A 16954-nucleotide genomic window follows, 5' to 3' on the forward strand; every position below is an offset into this window, starting at 1 on the left:
ATCAGACCTGGCATTGAAAATTGACCCGGACTCTGCCGAAGCATGGGCCACGAAGGGAAGTATCCTCAACGATCAGGGAAAGTATTCCGAGGCCATCGCAGCCTGTGACCAGGCATTGAAAATTGACACGGACAATGCCAATGCATGGGCCACGAAGGGAAGTGTCCTCAACAATCAGGGAAAGTATTCCGAGGCCATCGCAGCCTGTGACCAGGCATTGAAAATCGATCCAACGAATGACGATGCCAAAAAGGAACGAGACAGAGCGCAATCAAAACTCAAATCCTGATTTTTTTGCCACGATCCATACCACCGGCTCCGGATGATCCCGGAGATCGGACTATTTTTCGGAACCGGCCCGATTGTTGAACTGTTCAGAAAACACCGGGGAATTTCATATCCCAAAAACCCCTCTTTGGGCCGGAACAGAAAGCCAGCCCAACCCGGAATAGCGAGATAAAATACGGGTCGCAGTGCGATATCTGAGAAGGCCAACTGCCTGCTCATACCTGATAAATTCGCATGCAACAGTGAATGTGACCTCATGGACGGTCAGGGGATGCAGCCCGGTCGTGATGCATTGGAGATGTGAGATGTCCGGGGGAACCGGGTTATGAATCAGGTCGCTTTTTTTCCAAAAGGGCGTTTACTTCGCGGGTGAGCACAGGTAAATTGGTTTCAAGAACACCCCATACAACATTGTCTGCAACCGAGGCATACCCGTGAATGAGCCGGTTACGGAATGAGATTATTCGTGAGGTGTTGCTGATCAATTCTGCAACAGTGGGATCGTGCCGGATTGCCTGGCTGAGGGCCTCACCGATTATTTCAAACTGGCGCTCAACACCCGATCGAAGGAGCGGATCGTTCTGGTAATCTGTCAACGTTTTACCGGCAGTAAACTGCGCAATAAGATCGCAGGATGCCGCGATATCAAAAAAATATTTACGGGTCTCATGCGGCAGCATAAATTTCAACCTGCGTTTCTTCCAGGGACTTGCGGAAATACGGATTGCGAACAGCCCCCGGTTCGATAAGATCAACCGGACGGCTGAACAAGCGTTCGAGATCTTCAGCAAGCCCGAAGAACTGGTCTGCGTGCTCGGCAGGCTGCATCTCTTCAAATTCAACGAGCAGATCGAGATCGCTTCTGTCCGCGTCGAACCGGTCATCCGTTACGGAACCGAATACGGCGAGACGGCGGACCCGGTGGTGAGCACTTATCCTGATAATCTCGTTCATGTTCTGCTTGATGATGCTGTGCATGAGAGGATCCGGCCTCCGGATGGTATTGTTCTTAGTAATGTGGTGATCGTTCTCACAGATAGTGCTTGCGATGCCCCGATGGATTCCTTGATCGGAGGAAGTAATTCTTCCATGTTTGTGCCATAAGGATCCGGGTGGTGGGGCCGGTCTTTTTCAGGAGGAGCACCGGGGAGCCCGTATTCTCGGGATCACCCCCGGGGTGTCGGCTCATTCCAGGCGATTTCTCCGATTTTTGCTATTCCGGTCAAAATATATGCCCACCATATCCGCGTTCTACTGGCATTTCCGGGTGCCGGTTGGGGGAAATATGGGGCAAAAACCGGGCCGACGGGAACACCATTACGGGCCATTCTACGAGGTCGATTCCAGCCGATTTTCAACAAACGGAGCGATTATAGGGCTTATTTTCCACAGGAACCGAAAAAGAGCGATTTACGGGGTTTACCGGGATCGGCCGGAATTAAAAAAACGGAATCGGAGCCCGATAAGGGCGTATTTTGGCATGGGGGAATGGGGAGGGATCCTGAAATGCCATCGTGAGGGAATTAACAGGAGTATATTCACTACCCCCGATCCGGGCCCTCTACGACCCCCGATTGCCCACCTTCCCAGATCCAGAGGTCATATTACTCTAAAAAGAGGGAGAGTTTCACCCATTTCCGGCCAGTTTCACGTCGGAGAATAAGAGGTCATATGTAGCCATATTACAGCGGCCGTTTATCCGGAAACCAGAGTGGGGTAGCGGAAAATGAAAGGAAGGCCTGTTTTGGGATCGATCCTACGTCGGAGAAGGGTTTTCTCTGTCGGAGACATGTGTGCCAAGATCTCCCAACGTGACCTGCCCTTTCCCGACCCGCACTCTCCGACGGAGACACCCCACCAGGATCCCCCGATGCACCACCCAACCGACACTATTTCCCGGAAAACCGACACAGTTTCCCTCATTTTTCCTCATTTTCACGTCGGAGATTCATGGCAGCATTTAGCACCATTTGGTGGGGCGTTCGCCCGGAAAACAGGGGGTGGTTGCGGAAAATGGAAGGAAGGCCGGTTTTGGGATCGGCCCTACATCGGAGACGGGATTTTCTCCGTCAGAGAGAACAGGGTTTCCAGGGCACACTCTCTGGGGGAGGGCGGTATTGTCGGAGCGGGCATCAGGGACAATCGGGATTTATGCAGGGGAGCAGTTCAACGAAGAGTATGACGGGTGCAGGGAGGGTGTGAGGGAATCACCGGATGGGGATTATCCACACCCAGAATGGTACGCAACTATGGATGATATTGGATCAATGTCGCGAGTAAATAGCGCAAGCGCAGCAACAAAAACGCGCAAGACCAGGATTACTCATGGAAATTCATATTCGCCGGATGAGATTCGTTTCCGGGTAATGTTTTTTCAGCCGGATCATCTCCGCATATTTCCAGAAAGAAACCCGATCGTTCGGATCCCGGCACAGAGATCGTATATATGAGTATTAGAAATCGTTCAGTGGGAATAACCGGGGTTTGTCCCAAAAGAAGAGGACGGGTTCACCAAGCGACGAACTTTGTGTTGAACCCGGTCCCGCCCGTAGGCATGAGAAGAGTATCTTCTGATCGTATGAAGGTTTTCTCTGTGCCTTGCGAGCGTAGCGTATCGAAAAAATGGAGGTATGAAACAAATGAATCTTTTCAAATGGAGCGTTGTACTGCTGGCACTATTGCTGGCAGCGATGGCGATAGTACCGATGGTGAGTGCGGAGGAAAAAGATCCGGCTCGTCTTACCAGTGAAGAAAAAGTTCGGGACCTTTTTAAACCGATTGATGCAGATATCAATAAAATGGTTGACGAAAAAATTCTCTATTCCAGTCAGGCTGGAACAGATAGATTTTCAGAACCTACAAAGGAAGTTCTCAAAAAATACGAAAAGAACCTTGATGAAATTGTCGCTCGTCTGGATACGCTGACTGGGGTTCATCTTGATGAAACGAACAGAACCATCCTGAAAGAGATCATTGTCACCGAGCATTTCAAAAAAGTATCCAATGACATGGAACTGGAAAAACGCGGTCTTAAATTAGAAGACGCAAAAGTCATCACGCCAAAAGTTCTCGGTGTCGTTACCATGACGGATGAGATCAACAAGCCCGAAACGGATTCCATAGTATCTGCTCCTCTTATGAATCTGTACCAGACGTATCCCGATGTTTATGGGGGATATGGTTTTGATGATGCTGGGTTACCGTACAATGTCGCTGGAGGTAATACGCTGTATAAGGTATTGACCTGGGGGAATTCCTACCCGTATACATACCGTCTCTATTATTATGATGAAGACCACCCAAACCCGACACTGGATGTAACGTACGATTACTACAGGTATTTAGAAATCGGGACCTATGAGGATTCTGCTCAATTCACCGTGTGGGATGCTTCCAATATCCAATATTCCCTGAGCTGGAGCAGCACTCGTACCTATGGGTACCCAGCTGGAAACCATGGCAGTATTACCAGGGAATATCATCCGTGGATTTATGTTTCCAATATCTGGAACCATGATATCGATACTTCGGACTCGAATCCGACAATGTCCATGCTCAAGATGTCGATCCCATATTACCCCCAATAATTATTTTTATCCAACAGAGATGATTTCATGGAAATTTCAGTATTTTTTCCCGCCAAAGACAAAATGTTTCATGGATCTATTCCGGTACGGGAAGCACCTGTACCGGACTGGGATGATACAAGGACAGACACAACAGGGCACCATTCGGGGAAACCTGAATCTGGCGATGTGAAAATTAAAGGCGTATATACTTATGAAACTTATATGGAGTGAAGTATCTTGCAGCCGGAAAACCGTAACAGATTGGAATTCATAAAGGATTTATCCCGGTATTCTCTCATTGGTTTATTATTGATCAACATCCTGTCGGTATTCGTCATCCTGTTTATCAATCCTGAAGCATTTTTCCTTGGATATAAGATCGCCGGAGCTCCCGCCGTGTTGTATGCCATGGGACTCATCTTCATCACGGTCATTGTGATGGTCTTTCTTTATTACAAAATAAAAGGGCATGCGATCATCGCGCTTGTATACGGGATGCTCTTTTTTATTAATGGTTACCTTACCGTCCTCTATTATAATAACAAGGTTCCCCCGGCAATTTATTGGCTCGTTCTGTTGCTGTCCGTGACGTTATTTTGCACAACGCTCCTGATCAAATCCGGAAAACCTGCCGAACCAAACGTGAAGAGCGTCGACACGATTTTTATGGGAAAACCGTGGGCCGGGTTGCTGGTGTCTGCCGGTGTTCTTCTATGTTTTTTGCTTATTACGTCAATTGGTTTCATCAGTTACCAGAAAGAGTACAATACCTGCCTCTACCAGATTGAAATCTATCCTGATACCCCGGTACATAATGTCACGCTCATGATGCCACTCCCATCCGGGAATTTCCGGAAAAACATGAGCAAAGATCTCATTGGGAACTCGCTTTCGTATTTCACGAACTATTCTCAATCCCTGGTGGAAACAGAAAACGGAACCATGTTAAAAATTACTGCTGACTCCATTGAAAAGCCCGGTGACGGACTCCCGCAGGAGCCGCTGCGGTTGTACCAAAGTTTCATGGTCGAGGGACCACGCGATCCTTCATCCCCTCCGGATAACCAACCGGTTTTATCGCCAGAATGGACGTTGCTGCCAGATTCCTGCAGCAATACACAATTCCAGGGGATATTATCCGGAAAAAGACCTTCGGATTGTTCGCACTATGAATCCGGTGTGTATGCAACATTCGAGACAGATCCTGCTTCGCAGACAATTATCACCGTATCCTTTGACAGGACGCGTATTATCTCATCATCGCAGTCCCTGAACCGGGACGCATTCCAGGAACGCATCACTGCCACGATCTTCGGGAATGCGGAGGGCTGGTTCAATGCAACGGGCTCTTTTCTTGCCGGATGAGGGCCGCGTCCCCAGGTCACGTTTTAAGTGGATTTTCCAGTCTACGTTCTGCCCAAGGATGCGGTGCATGAGAGGGATCCGGCCACCCTGAGCGATATTACCCCACTTCCTCAGCTCGAAATAACACCAGGCACAGGCTTCCACGTCGGCACCGGCATTGTGGCTGTCCGTAAATTCTTCTTCGAACAGCTGCAGGTGCAACTCGGTAAGAATGGGCCATTTGTAGCCCCGGCCGGACTTCGAAGGGAATTTGCACCCGGAGATTATCTCCGGTGCTTTCATGGTGCAGAAGGTTTATTTCCGGGAGGAGACGGGTGTCAAGCCCGCACCGCAAAAATCCCATTGTGGCCGAAGACAGATCGAAGTCAAGATTGTGGGCAATGACCGGCGCTGATCGCTCGATATCGGCGTTGAACTGCGGGAGCATGTTGTAGAGCGACACGCCCTCTGCTTTCGCCCGCTCGGTTGTGATGCCGTGAATATTTGCGGAGTTTCGGGGAATCGTGAAATCCGCCCGAGTAAATGATTGTCTTTACCATTTACACGTCCCGACAATTTTTTCTCATTGTGGTTTTTTACTGAGCAAAAAGTTATTTTATCGGGGTAGCGGTTAGTGTCACATTCAGTTTGCATCCTTCGCCACGGAAGAGTGCCCATTCCTCGCACTCAGTATTATTTGGGAAAGCACACATACCATATTCGCTGCCATCAACGTTTTTCACCGTATTGGGGGTGCCACCAATCTGCCCGCAATAGACCGCGGCTGAGTTGAGTCTATCAATCTTTGTATCATTGGTTTGAGTGCCTGCAGGTGTCTGTAAGGGTGCCGTCAGCTGGGTGCAACCGGCAACAAGAAGAGCGGCAACAAGGCAGACGCCCATAATGATCAGGAGTGTGTATTTTGATGTCATGACCGGTATTGTTTTTCCCTAACAGGATAAAAAGATGGTTTTAAGAATTTTTTGATCGGTTAAAATCGTGATCCAGAACACATTGTACCGACAACTAAAAGATCTATGGTACGATGTCTTCTTACTATGATGAGCGCTAAAAACGCAAAGGAGACAATAAAAAGATCCGCAAGCTGGAATCGCAGATTTATCCGGGCGATGTCTTCTTACTTGTTGTGAGGGAAGAGGGAGATAATCTGGTTTTACAGTACGAGCGGGTTTACTCGACGAAGCAATCCAACTGGAAAACTACAACCGTGCAATAAGTTGGACCGAGAGTGGTAATGTGAAGTACTCAGTGATGTGGCGGGGTGCCCTAGCGGATCCGAATTATTTCTCATCACCAAACTATCACGGAGATGCCCTTCATGATAACGCGAGAAGATTAAGCGAAACAAAGGATACGGTTGCCGGCTATCGATAACCCACTCATCATTTTTTATCAGGAAATAAAAACAAATTATGAATCACTTTGAATGTATGGGTATTTTACAATACCTCGAAACCACTGAAAAGGATCCCCAGTTATTTCAATAGCTGAAAAAAGACGAAGAATATTGATTGAATGTACCATTAAAGGTGTGAGTGGAGATGAAGTTCGGAAATCATAGCGTTATTCTGTTTTTTTTGCTGTTAATAGCTTGTCTGGTGCCGGCAACGAATGCAGCGACCGGCGAACAAACCATGATCACCTCACAACATCCTGATATTCGTGAACCACCGATTCTCATTTTCGACAACATCTCTGATATCAGAAATGGTGATAAAAATAGTTATCCGCAGGTTGCCGGGGTAACCGAGTACGATGTCATCAGCATTGACGCAAAAAAATTAAAACAACGACTGATGTCCAGAGAGAAAATTCCCATCCATCTCGATGGTATTCCCTATGTAATTATTCCCTATACCCCGGATTTGAACAGGGGCAACTCATTTGTAGGACGACTCGAAAACAGTTCGGGCAGCGTGGTAAAAAATTGCATTGTTCAACTTACTATCGACTATACCGGAGTTCACGGGGTAATTCATGATTCTGTAACTGATTCCCATTATTATATAAACGATCTCGGTTCCAAGCAATCTGACGAGAACATTTGTATGGTCTATTCGTCCAGACCGGGTCATATTCAGGGATTCAATACCGGTGAAGACAGCATTGTAGTCGTACAATCCGGTGAAAGCAAAACATTTTCCCAGTTAACGCCGGAAGATATCGAATGGCTCATATCGCAGCAGATGAAAAACGAGAATCAATCCGGTGTTTATTCGTATCCAACGACAGCGCAGCCTGCGCCGCTCCCGGTGACAATTGCGATTGCTTCGTTTGGGATATATGCCGGAGTGGCAGGGTACATCCATAGAAAATGATGCGGGATATCGGTTTTCACCTCATTCTTATCCAATTTTAAAGTCTGGTGAAAAATTTTTCATCACGGTTTGATGATGAAAAGGTAAGTACCGGTACACTAACGCACACGAATCGTTCACGACTGATGCACGAACGCAGGCACGGTTTTTCAATCAGGGTGCGGTTGAAATTTTTTCACCAGGGTCTGCTGAAACATTTTTCATCAGGGTTTGAATGAAAAATAAAATTCAAGGTTTAAGTGATCCGGATCATATTTCTGATCAGGATCGTGATCGCGATGAAAAAATTCCCGGTCCTGCGGTGCTTTCATGGTACAGAACATTTGTTTCCGGGAGGAGATTCGTCTCAAGCCCGCACCGCAAAAATCCCGTAGTGGCCGAAGGCAGATCGAAGTCAAGATTGTGGGCAATGACCGGCGCTGATCGCTCCACATCGGCGTTGAACTGCGGGAGCACCTTATGGAGCGACACGCCTTCTGCGTTCGCCCGCCCGGTCGTGATGCCGTGGATATTTGCGGAGTCCTAGGGAATCGTGAAGTCCACCCGGGTAAATGATGAAACTGTTGAGGCATTTGCTATTGTATAAGGCACAGGCCCGCTGGACCCACGGGGCCACATTTCTGATCCTGATTTCCCGCAATCAACATGAATGAGCTGCGCTGGATATGCCAGAGTGAAACAGTTCACATTAATTTCCTGAAAATTAAAAAAAAATGGATGAAACTAACTCAGGTCGCTCAGGACATTGGAGATAGGAGAGAACGTTGAATAACTACCCTGTCCCCAATATAACCCGACCAACTGAATATTCCCATTTGAATCCTTGAAGTAGACGGGGGAACCACTGTCACCACTTGCAGAAGAGAAATCTGCGTACCACTGGTTGTCAATTGTTTTACTAAAGAAACGGTTATAGAGTGAGGTTTCCTGAATAATCGTGCCGGTACTTATACCGGATGTGATGCCGGACATCGTGACTCCCAGGCCAACAGAGGGGCTGGAGGTCCCGTATATCGAAGGCTGGCTGCCAGAACTTTCGAAGATCTGTCCTGCCACGTTGTTGTACTGGATCCAGGCTGAATCCGAAGACGTACCTCCCGATGAAACCGTAACACTCCCAATAGGAGCAGAGAGATCCGGCTGGTAGACCGTGCTGCCAACGCTGCCGATATGCCCTGCGGTTATGAAACCATTCTCCCCGCCCCGTGTCGCAGCAAAACCCGAGGTCAAAGCCCCAATTGAACTACCTACCTGCACGCCACCTATGACAGGTCTCCACGTATCAGCCCTGCCCAGGTCAAGGCGCGCTGTGGGCTCCTTATAGAAGATTACCGGGACGTCATCGATCCCCTGCTTTTTTGCTTCGGCCGCGATGACCGAATACATTGCATCCATGGTCTTTTCATCGATGGTCCCTTTATCATAAATCCCTACGGCAACAGATCCCAGGGCATTGTAGCCGTAGGAAAGTACCGGCCCATTCGGGTATGCGTACTGTTTGTTCACCGGTACTTTCGTTGCTTCATAGAGGTTATGCAGTTTTTGATACAGCGCATCGCGTTCGACAAAACCCCTGAAGTCTGACATTATTCCGCGTGAGATCACCCGGTTATCCTTATCGTAGACCGGGACAGGACCATACGATTTGATGAGGTTGCTTGTATAGCACGGCGCAAGCGACGTGTAGGTTTTGTCATCGACAACAACGCCCGATACGCTCAACGTTTCCGCTGATACGTTTCCAATAAGGAGAAGCAGGCAGAGGAGCCCGGAAAAGATTATCCAGTTTTTCATTGTTTTCACACTTCCATGTTCTCAAAGACCTGCGATCTTCATGGGTAATTTGAAACGACCTGATGATTACGCATGGGAAAATGGAAGATTTTCATCTAACAATCCTGCAAACCGGGTTTGCATTTTTCCTGATTCGGGCGACATCAAGAGAATTGATATAATATTTTTTCCCATTACTCTTTCATCATGGAAGATCCGGCAGAGTATACGCTCGATAAAACCACCATCGACAGTTTGTCCTCTGATACACGGATCCTTATTCTCTCCTCCCTTCGTGCCCGCCAGAAGACAAACGCAGAATTGTCCAAGGAGCTGTCGTTAAAACCACCGACCATCCACCACCATCTCGAACTGCTTAAGGAGTCAGGGCTGGTGGAATCGCGTGAAGACGGCCACAAATGGGTGTATTTCCATCTTACTCCGTTCGGGGAGGCCCTGTTCAATCCCGATAAAAAGATGAAACTCTCAATTATCCTGTCAGCAGGTTTGACTTTTATCACAGGGTTTGTCGCGGTCGTTACGTTTTTTGCGGTTCCAAGGCTGAATATCCGGATATTTCCAGGTCTGGACGATCCGTTTTTTCCAATGATTGTTGTTGCGGTCACAGCGGTGGTCCTCCAGGTCCTGGTCCTCGTCTACGTGATGCGCGGGAAATAATGCAGGGTCGCATCCCATGAGAAGGATTGACGCGAGGGGGAATGAGAGATGCAAACCGCCGGCCCTACAATCTATCTTTCCTTCCCGTACACTTCCGGCAAAAATTCGTGCAGCCCCCGGTGGTTCCACCCGGAGAAGAGGCCCGGCTTTGTGAACTGTTCCCGGATGAACAGGGCCGCATCTTCCCGGGACGTGATCTGGCAGATGCCCGGGCCGGTGTCACTCCAGCGCCAGTGCCGGAAGTAGAGAACAGGTATCCCATCTGCCTCGTGCACAGCGAACAGATCCACGCCGTATTCCTGTCGCTTTCCATCGCTGAGATTATGGCGAAGCGAGCGGTAGAGGATGGTATCGGTTGCGGGATCGGGGGAGGGGGATGGATACGACCTGCCAACAGAGGATCCTGTCAGGGGAGACGATCCGGGAGGAACATCCGGCCGGGTTTCATTTCCCGTCACCGGAGTGTCCGGGCTGCGTTCTGCCGGATCGCCCTCGCACGCGTTTCTCCTCCCGAACCATCGCGGGAAATATTCCCGGATACAGTTTTGCTCCGGTGCCGGGATCCCTGTGAGCTCAAATCCTGCCAGCCCGATGATGAATGCAGCTGCATCGTCCGGGTCGAGCGGGCAGATCACCGGCTGGCCGGCGAATTCATCCAGGTACCGGAGGTAAAATATGGTTGTGCTGCTGTGGACCGGGTGGGCGAAGAGGCAGGTGTCATCTTCCTTTGAAATGCCAGGAGGATATGGGAGACGAGGAACACGGCAGAGAAGGATATCGGTCGCGGGGTCGGGCGCTCGTAAATTAATCCTGGGGTTTTCGGGCATTGGTCAGCTCCGGTGTCACATCCATTCTGCTTCAGTAGCGGCCGACATTGCCGCGCCTGATCTATATTCTTCTGGGGGATAATTAATGTAACTCATATTAGTTGCTGTAGTGAAACTTACGGTGATAATGTTGTACCACCAGTGTTATACTAATGAGCCGCAAAATATCCACTGAAAAATCCAGGACTTCAACGGGTTATCGGATTCCACCGGATGTTGAAAAAAAGATGAATCAACTTATTGAGAGTGGCGAATTTGATACCCGTGCGGATATTATTACAACGGCTCTCCGGTTTTACTTTGATTCCCAGGGAAAAAATCTCACGGATGAAATAAAACAATATCTCACATCAGAAGAAGGACGCAGGTTCTTATCAGATCTTGTCGGGCAGACGGATCAAAAAAGAAAAGGATGAGATATGTCTCTGACCACGATCAAGATCCAGACGGAAACGCGGGACAAGTTAGCCGATCTTGGCAAAAAATCAGAGAGCTATGATACCATTCTCAACCGGCTGATCGAGTTTTACCGGGAACATTCGAAAGAGAAGTGAACCTTTTTTCCTCAATCCATGTCTCTGTTGGAGAACTCCTCTCCCGGAGACCTTAACCCGGATCACCCAATCCTGGCCCAAAATGACCCCGGATCACCCATTTCAGCGGACCGTACGACATAGTATCGTGAAAAAATGACATCGTAGTTTCCGGATACGTCAAAATGCTTCCCGATTATCATATTTCGGCTCAAACCATGCCCCAAAAAGCAGCCTGACAGCACTAATACAATGGCCGATCTCTGAACCGGCAGAGAGGGGTAGCGGAAAATAAAAGGAAAGCCTGTTTTGGGATAGACCCTACGTCGGAGAAGGGTTTTCTCCGTCGGTGACAGATGAGCCATGATCTCCCAACGTGACCTGCCCTTTCCCGACCCCCACTCCCTTCCCGGGGTAAATCCGGTTACACTAAGGGCCCGGATTCCTCTATTATCCAAATCCAGCATCCACTTATCGTAAAAATGCAGCACAATTACCATCCAGAGAACCCCTGTTTTCCGGAGGGGTCTCCGAAGTGGTGCGGGTTTCTCCTTCGGATGACGTGTGCATGTCGCGAGGCATATCCTTCGCTGGAGAATTCCCCTCATGTCATAACCGCTCATCCGGACCCCCCAACTGAATCTTTTAGGAATTTTAGGCCAAACAGGGGTCGCGGATCCCAATACGGGAGCGCATGGGGCTCCGTTCCGGAAAAGTGGTTTAATGGAACTTGTTGCGTTGCCGGATTGGGGGGTCGGTATGGGAAAATCGGGGAGGTTCTGGAAGAGGAATTGTACGTAGTGAAATCTTCATTTGATTGGAAGTAATCTGTTGATGATAGACCGGCAATGGGATTGCGCATATGGTGGCTTATATTTTTAATCTCATCATACATACAATATCTTAATATATTATTAGCAATTTGAAACCCTCAAAAATGAGACTTATAAACTATAAGTGCAGAGGTACGAATAATGAAAAAAATAAAAGATTTGATTCAAATAGCTGGAGTGAGTGATAGAAATGAAGCGAATTTGTTAATGGCATGCGGTGTTGAATATTTAGGTTTTCCTTTACGCCTTCCTATTAATAAAGAAGATATTTCTGATGCTGATGCTGCTGAAATAATTCAATCATTAAAAAAACCCTATAAAGGAATTCTTATAACATATCTTGAAACCGCCGAAGAAATTTTTAATTTATGCAAATATTTAGGAACTACTTATGTTCAGATACATGGTAAGATTTCGATTGATGAAATGCACATGCTTAAACAAATGTATCCCGAAATTCAGATTTTTAAAAGTTTAATTATTCGCAAGGGCAATGTCAACTCATTAAAAAATGACATAGAAATCTTTAGTCCGATAGTAAATGCATTTATCACTGACACATATGATCCAATTTCTGGAGCTTGTGGTGCGACGGGGAAAACACATGATTGGAAAATCAGTCGATATTTAGTAGAGATATCACCAATTCCTGTAATTCTTGCCGGAGGATTGAATCCAAAAAATGTCCGTCAAGCAATTCTTCAAGTGAGACCTGCAGGAGTAGATGTTCACACTGGTGTCGAGAATAAATGGGGTCGAAAAGATAAAAATTTAGTCATGTCTTTTATTTTTGAGGCGAAAAAGGGGTTTGAATCAATATCAAAAAAGGATTAATTTTTTTGGTGATTAGGAATTAAAAAAGCCACGACAACCATTAATGAGAGATAAAAATGATCCGACATAACCTATGAATTTAATCCATTCCTTTTCAAATACTTTTTGAAATAATGTATGAGAATAGCGGAAAACCGACACTGTTTCACACATTTTCCCTCATTTCCACGTCAGAGATTTATGACAGTATTTAGCAGTATTTGGAGGGCCAATCGTCCGGAAACCAGGCAGGTGTAGCGGAAAATAAAAGGAAAGCCGGTTTTGGGATCGACCCTACGTCGGAAAAGGGTTTTCTCCGTCGGAGTCATGTGTGTCGTGATCTCCCAAAGTGACCTGCCCTTTCCCGACCCGCACTCTCCGACGGAGACCCTCCACCAGGAACCCCCCCGGCACCACCCAACCGACACTATTTCCCGGAAAACCGACACTGTTTCCCTCATTTTTCCTCATTTTCATGTCGGAGATTCATGACAGCATTTAGCACCATTTGGAGGGGCGTTCGTCCGGAAAACAGAGGGGGGTTGCGGAAAAGGGAGGGACGGTCGGTTTTGGGGATCGGGTTCACGCCGGAGAGGGGGGGTCCTCCGTCGGAGAATATGTGCGTTTTGGGGCACCTCCATGGCGATGAGGTGGATGCCAGGGCAGGGCTGAGTAGAGTTTGTGAGTTTGTAAAAAATTTCCCGTGGATCATGCTGAAAAAATTTTGAAAACGGGTCGCTTGAAAAATTTTGATCACGATCAGTTGATCGATTTGGTTTTTGTCAGAGTGGTTGGTGGAGGCCGGACGGGGATCGGGGGCTTGCTTTTGTGAGTTTTGTGATACCGGGGCTGGTGTGATGAGACGGTGCTGGGCTTATGCATAGTACTAGACGGATTTAATAGCATACCAGCTCCGAGATGGATAGCAAAAAAAAGGAAATTTATTTCACAAATAACGCAATAATGAAATTTATCTTTTCAACAATTTCCTTACGGATTTGAATTACCTCCTCCCAGGTCTTAACTTTGCCATGTGCTATTTCATTTCGGTACTCTGCAATTATATTACAAGCATAGCCCATTTTCTCAAAGTCGGATTTATCAATTTTATTTTCGACAATCTGAATAAAATCCTTAACGATTGGATTAGAAGCAGCGTCATAAATTTCAGTTTTTAAATTCAGCCAACTACCTAATGCCATCGTTTTATTTTTTTTTGCTCTTGAACTTAAAACGCTTTTAAGTGGATACGGTAAAGGACTGATATACAATTTCCGTAAATTTCCACCATCCCAGTAACCATCCTTTATTCCGCCACAACGGTTAAAAATATATTTTCGTGATTTGATTTTCAATTTGAATGGTTCGGTGATGTGTGTGTCAAGTAAAATTTCGATTGCTTTTGCATAGGGAATGATTGCAACCGAAAAATCAAATTGTTCCGGTTTTTCAATTTTTTTGAATTGCTTTAATACTAATTGTTCGGCCGAAAATAATGTCTTGAATACATCCGGATCCTTTTTGATCTTCGAGAAATCAATCGTGGTTACTGCTAATTCCTGATATTGTGTTTTGCTTCTTCTCAAGTTGGAGATAATATCAGTTTCAGTTTCAGGATTGCAAAGAGAAATTGCTCTGTCCAAATTGGTAACTGCCGATCGATATTCAAGATTGTTTGCCTGAGCATCTGCAAGGTCTGCAAAATAGAAAAAAGCGGACGGTTCGAATTCCGTCGATTTTTGGAAATACCGGATCCCTTCTTCAATTAAATCCTGATTAAGAAGATTATGTCCAATTTTGTTGCAGACCCTTGCGGAGAAATCGTCAAATTGAGATCCTTCTAGCGCTTTTTTATAACAAACTAATCCTTCTTCGAGGAAACCTAAATCTGAAAAATCTTCACCGAGCAGGGCCCAATATACCAAGGGCTCAATTTTGATAGTTGTGTCTTGAGAGATATCAGAAAGAATTTCCAATAATTGAGTATTGTTTTTCGCAATGAGAACTTCTTTGACGAAAACGCGAACAATCGATTGAATTGCAACATATGGATTCTCTTTTTTGTCGTGTTGATTATATTCCAGCAGGAGATCGTAAAACGGATAGGTGATGACATTGGTACTCGCACAATTAATCGCACGACCGAAATTCTCTGTAGATGTTTTGAAATCACCGGAATAATAATTTACTACAGCCAGGGTCTTAAATGCAAATGCATCTTCTGAATCGGATAATAAGATCTGTTCGCAAAGTTCTTTCACGCGAGGGAAGTTATTTCGATAGAATGCAATATGTGCGAGTCTTCTGAGAACCTCATTGTTTGGTTGTATTTCATAACCCCGGTTTAACCAATATTCGGCAAGATCGTATTGAAATATTAAAAGAAATTTCATACCCATGATGAAACATAATTCATATTCTTGGGATTTTTCCCGAGCAACTATTTCTTCTGATTTAAATGTCCCAATTTTCTTTGGGTTTCTAAATTGGTCTAAATATTTTCTTTGCCCTTCAAATTTTTGAAATTCGTTGTGATCAACTTTTAAGAAGAAATCTGACCACTGTTTAATTAACTGGTATTCTTTTTCATATTGTTTTGTAAAATGGAAGTGCTTTATTAATTCTTTATTCAAAAGCACACGGTCCAATAAACTTGTATCCTGCATATTTTGAAAAAATTTTAAATAGAACTTTTCGGAGGTCTCTTTATCCCCTAGCAAAGAAGTAGCAGTGCATATTCTGATATAACAATACCCTTTATCGAAAAGTTCTGCATCATCTACACGGACACGATTAGCCTTCTCAAGAATTTCATATGCATCAAAATAAAAATCCCGGGAACGAGCCCATTCATTTTTTTTATCTTCAATGGAACCAAGAAGCATCAGGGATCTAAAACACGCTTCATAATCCTCTTTTTTACGGGATAATTCTAAAACATGTGAAAGGTATTTTGATGAGAGATCGTAGTAACCATCTTTAATGAGTTTCTTAATATCGGAAAAAAAATTTTCAATTTCAAAAAGATCTGTGTTACTCTCAATAACTGCCGGATTTATTTTCAGGGGATAAATATCATTCAGAATACCTAATTTTTTTTCTTCATTTAGATCTTTAAACCAAATAATAAAGGCGATTTTTTTGATATCTTCCGCAAGGTACGCACTATCAACATTTGCTTTTTTAAGATCATTATCAAATCCCAATTCCTCCATCATTGGAATTATCGTTTGAGTGAGAAACGTAAAATCGATAAATCCAAGTGAAAACCCGTCATCTGGATGGGGAGTGAATTTAAAGTAATCGTATCTCAATAAATTCGCAAATAAATAACGCAATGAAAAAAATTTCCGTCGATTTGATGAAGAAGTTTCAAAATAAAATTCTTCGTCGTCAAATACGGTCCAAAATGAACAATTCTTGGTCCTAATCTCTTCAACGATCGATTTTATTGTCTGTATTTCCACTCGATCTTCGTTTATTATGGCGTGATCATAACGCTTATGTAAAAAATGCATTTGTTGTTGTAAATCAGGAGATATTTTTTTATAATTTAAAACCGGAAATCCTGATCTTGGGTTATTTCCTGCATTTTCAATATTTTTTCGTGGGGGTAAATCTGGGCATATTTGAAAAAGATTTTTGTTTATATCATCATTCATTGAATAATACAACTGTTGCACACACTTTTTTGTAAGCCAGATTGTTTTTTTATCCTGTGAAATCTTTTGACATAGATATGAATAAAAACCAGGATCACGTTGAGATCTTAAAATAAATTGATTGAGAAGTCCCCCATGTTTCAAAAAACTTTCAATTTTTTCTTCGGATAATCCCCCTTTTTCTTCAATAAACTTTTTTCTTGATTCGAGTAAATATGCAGTTAAAAAACAATAAGCATGTGATTTCCAAAAATTTTCCAAAATTTCACCTCTTATTTGAAATTTGATATCGGAT

Annotated in this window: 16 protein-coding genes; 9 read left to right on the forward strand and 7 right to left on the reverse strand. The window is 45.2% G+C overall.

Going from position 1 to position 16954, the window contains the following annotated elements:
- Positions 1-289 (forward strand): tetratricopeptide repeat protein (locus tag WC598_RS07910; RefSeq protein ID WP_372960941.1); only part of this gene is annotated, 289 nt, incomplete at its 5' end.
- 322 nt (positions 290-611) lie between these two features.
- On the opposite strand, the gene WC598_RS07915 is transcribed toward WC598_RS07910, so the two are convergent.
- The gene (locus tag WC598_RS07915) at positions 612-968 is read right to left on the reverse strand and encodes a DUF86 domain-containing protein (protein WP_372960942.1); all 357 of its coding nucleotides are present in this window, start codon (positions 966-968) and stop codon (positions 612-614) included.
- A complete protein-coding gene (locus WC598_RS07920; RefSeq protein WP_372960943.1) occupies positions 955-1266 on the reverse strand; it encodes a nucleotidyltransferase family protein in 312 nt (103 codons plus the stop codon). Before WC598_RS07920 ends, WC598_RS07915 begins: the two co-directional genes overlap by 14 nt.
- Positions 1267-2918: 1652 nt before the next feature.
- On the opposite strand from WC598_RS07920, the gene WC598_RS07925 reads away from it, so the two are divergent.
- The 3 genes from WC598_RS07925 (at position 2919) to WC598_RS07935 (ending at position 5222) form a co-directional block, all read left to right on the forward strand.
- The gene (locus WC598_RS07925; RefSeq protein WP_372960944.1) at positions 2919-3875 is read left to right on the forward strand and encodes a hypothetical protein; all 957 of its coding nucleotides are present in this window, start codon (positions 2919-2921) and stop codon (positions 3873-3875) included.
- A gap of 27 nt (positions 3876-3902) precedes the next feature.
- A complete protein-coding gene (locus WC598_RS07930) occupies positions 3903-4088 on the forward strand; it encodes a hypothetical protein (RefSeq protein WP_372960945.1) in 186 nt (61 codons plus the stop codon).
- Between the two features lie 78 nt (positions 4089-4166).
- Positions 4167-5222: a hypothetical protein gene (locus WC598_RS07935; protein WP_372960946.1), complete on the forward strand. Its 1056-nt coding sequence runs from the start codon at positions 4167-4169 to the stop codon at positions 5220-5222.
- Between the two features lie 590 nt (positions 5223-5812).
- On the opposite strand, the gene WC598_RS07940 is transcribed toward WC598_RS07935, so the two are convergent.
- A complete protein-coding gene (locus tag WC598_RS07940; RefSeq protein ID WP_372960947.1) occupies positions 5813-6133 on the reverse strand; it encodes a DUF333 domain-containing protein in 321 nt (106 codons plus the stop codon).
- A gap of 630 nt (positions 6134-6763) precedes the next feature.
- Here WC598_RS07940 and WC598_RS07945 point away from each other — a divergent pair.
- On the forward strand, positions 6764-7540 hold the full coding sequence (locus tag WC598_RS07945; protein WP_372960948.1) for a hypothetical protein: 777 nt from the start codon (positions 6764-6766) through the stop codon (positions 7538-7540).
- Between the two features lie 261 nt (positions 7541-7801).
- Here WC598_RS07945 and WC598_RS07950 read toward each other — a convergent pair whose 3' ends face one another.
- Together WC598_RS07950 and WC598_RS07955 are read right to left on the reverse strand one after the other, a co-directional pair.
- On the reverse strand, positions 7802-8011 hold the full coding sequence (locus WC598_RS07950) for a hypothetical protein (protein ID WP_372960949.1): 210 nt from the start codon (positions 8009-8011) through the stop codon (positions 7802-7804).
- Positions 8012-8263: 252 nt separating this feature from the next.
- Entirely contained in the window at positions 8264-9334 is a 1071-nt protein-coding gene (locus WC598_RS07955) for a hypothetical protein (RefSeq protein ID WP_372960950.1), read from the reverse strand.
- Between the two features lie 186 nt (positions 9335-9520).
- Here WC598_RS07955 and WC598_RS07960 point away from each other — a divergent pair, with 186 nt between their 5' ends.
- Positions 9521-9991, forward strand: a complete 471-nt coding sequence (locus tag WC598_RS07960) for an ArsR/SmtB family transcription factor (RefSeq protein WP_372960951.1) — start codon at positions 9521-9523, stop codon at positions 9989-9991.
- A gap of 71 nt (positions 9992-10062) precedes the next feature.
- Here WC598_RS07960 and WC598_RS07965 read toward each other — a convergent pair whose 3' ends face one another.
- Positions 10063-10818 carry a hypothetical protein gene (locus tag WC598_RS07965; protein ID WP_372960952.1) on the reverse strand — a complete coding sequence of 252 codons (756 nt, stop codon included), beginning with the start codon at positions 10816-10818 and terminating at the stop codon, positions 10063-10065.
- A gap of 152 nt (positions 10819-10970) precedes the next feature.
- On the opposite strand from WC598_RS07965, the gene WC598_RS07970 reads away from it, so the two are divergent.
- The 3 genes from WC598_RS07970 (at position 10971) to WC598_RS07980 (ending at position 13018) form a co-directional block, all read left to right on the forward strand.
- Positions 10971-11234: a hypothetical protein gene (locus tag WC598_RS07970; protein ID WP_372960953.1), complete on the forward strand. Its 264-nt coding sequence runs from the start codon at positions 10971-10973 to the stop codon at positions 11232-11234.
- 3 nt (positions 11235-11237) lie between these two features.
- A complete protein-coding gene (locus WC598_RS07975) occupies positions 11238-11372 on the forward strand; it encodes a hypothetical protein (protein WP_372960954.1) in 135 nt (44 codons plus the stop codon).
- A 953-nt stretch (positions 11373-12325) separates the two neighbouring features.
- A complete protein-coding gene (locus WC598_RS07980; protein ID WP_372960955.1) occupies positions 12326-13018 on the forward strand; it encodes a phosphoribosylanthranilate isomerase in 693 nt (230 codons plus the stop codon).
- Between the two features lie 920 nt (positions 13019-13938).
- Here WC598_RS07980 and WC598_RS07985 read toward each other — a convergent pair.
- Positions 13939-16920 (reverse strand): hypothetical protein, encoded by a 2982-nt coding sequence (locus WC598_RS07985; protein ID WP_372960956.1) that lies wholly within the window; start codon positions 16918-16920, stop codon positions 13939-13941.
- Positions 16921-16954 lie beyond the last annotated feature (34 nt).

The organism is Methanoregula sp., assembly GCF_041645475.1.
Lineage (GTDB): Archaea > Halobacteriota > Methanomicrobia > Methanomicrobiales > Methanospirillaceae > Methanoregula.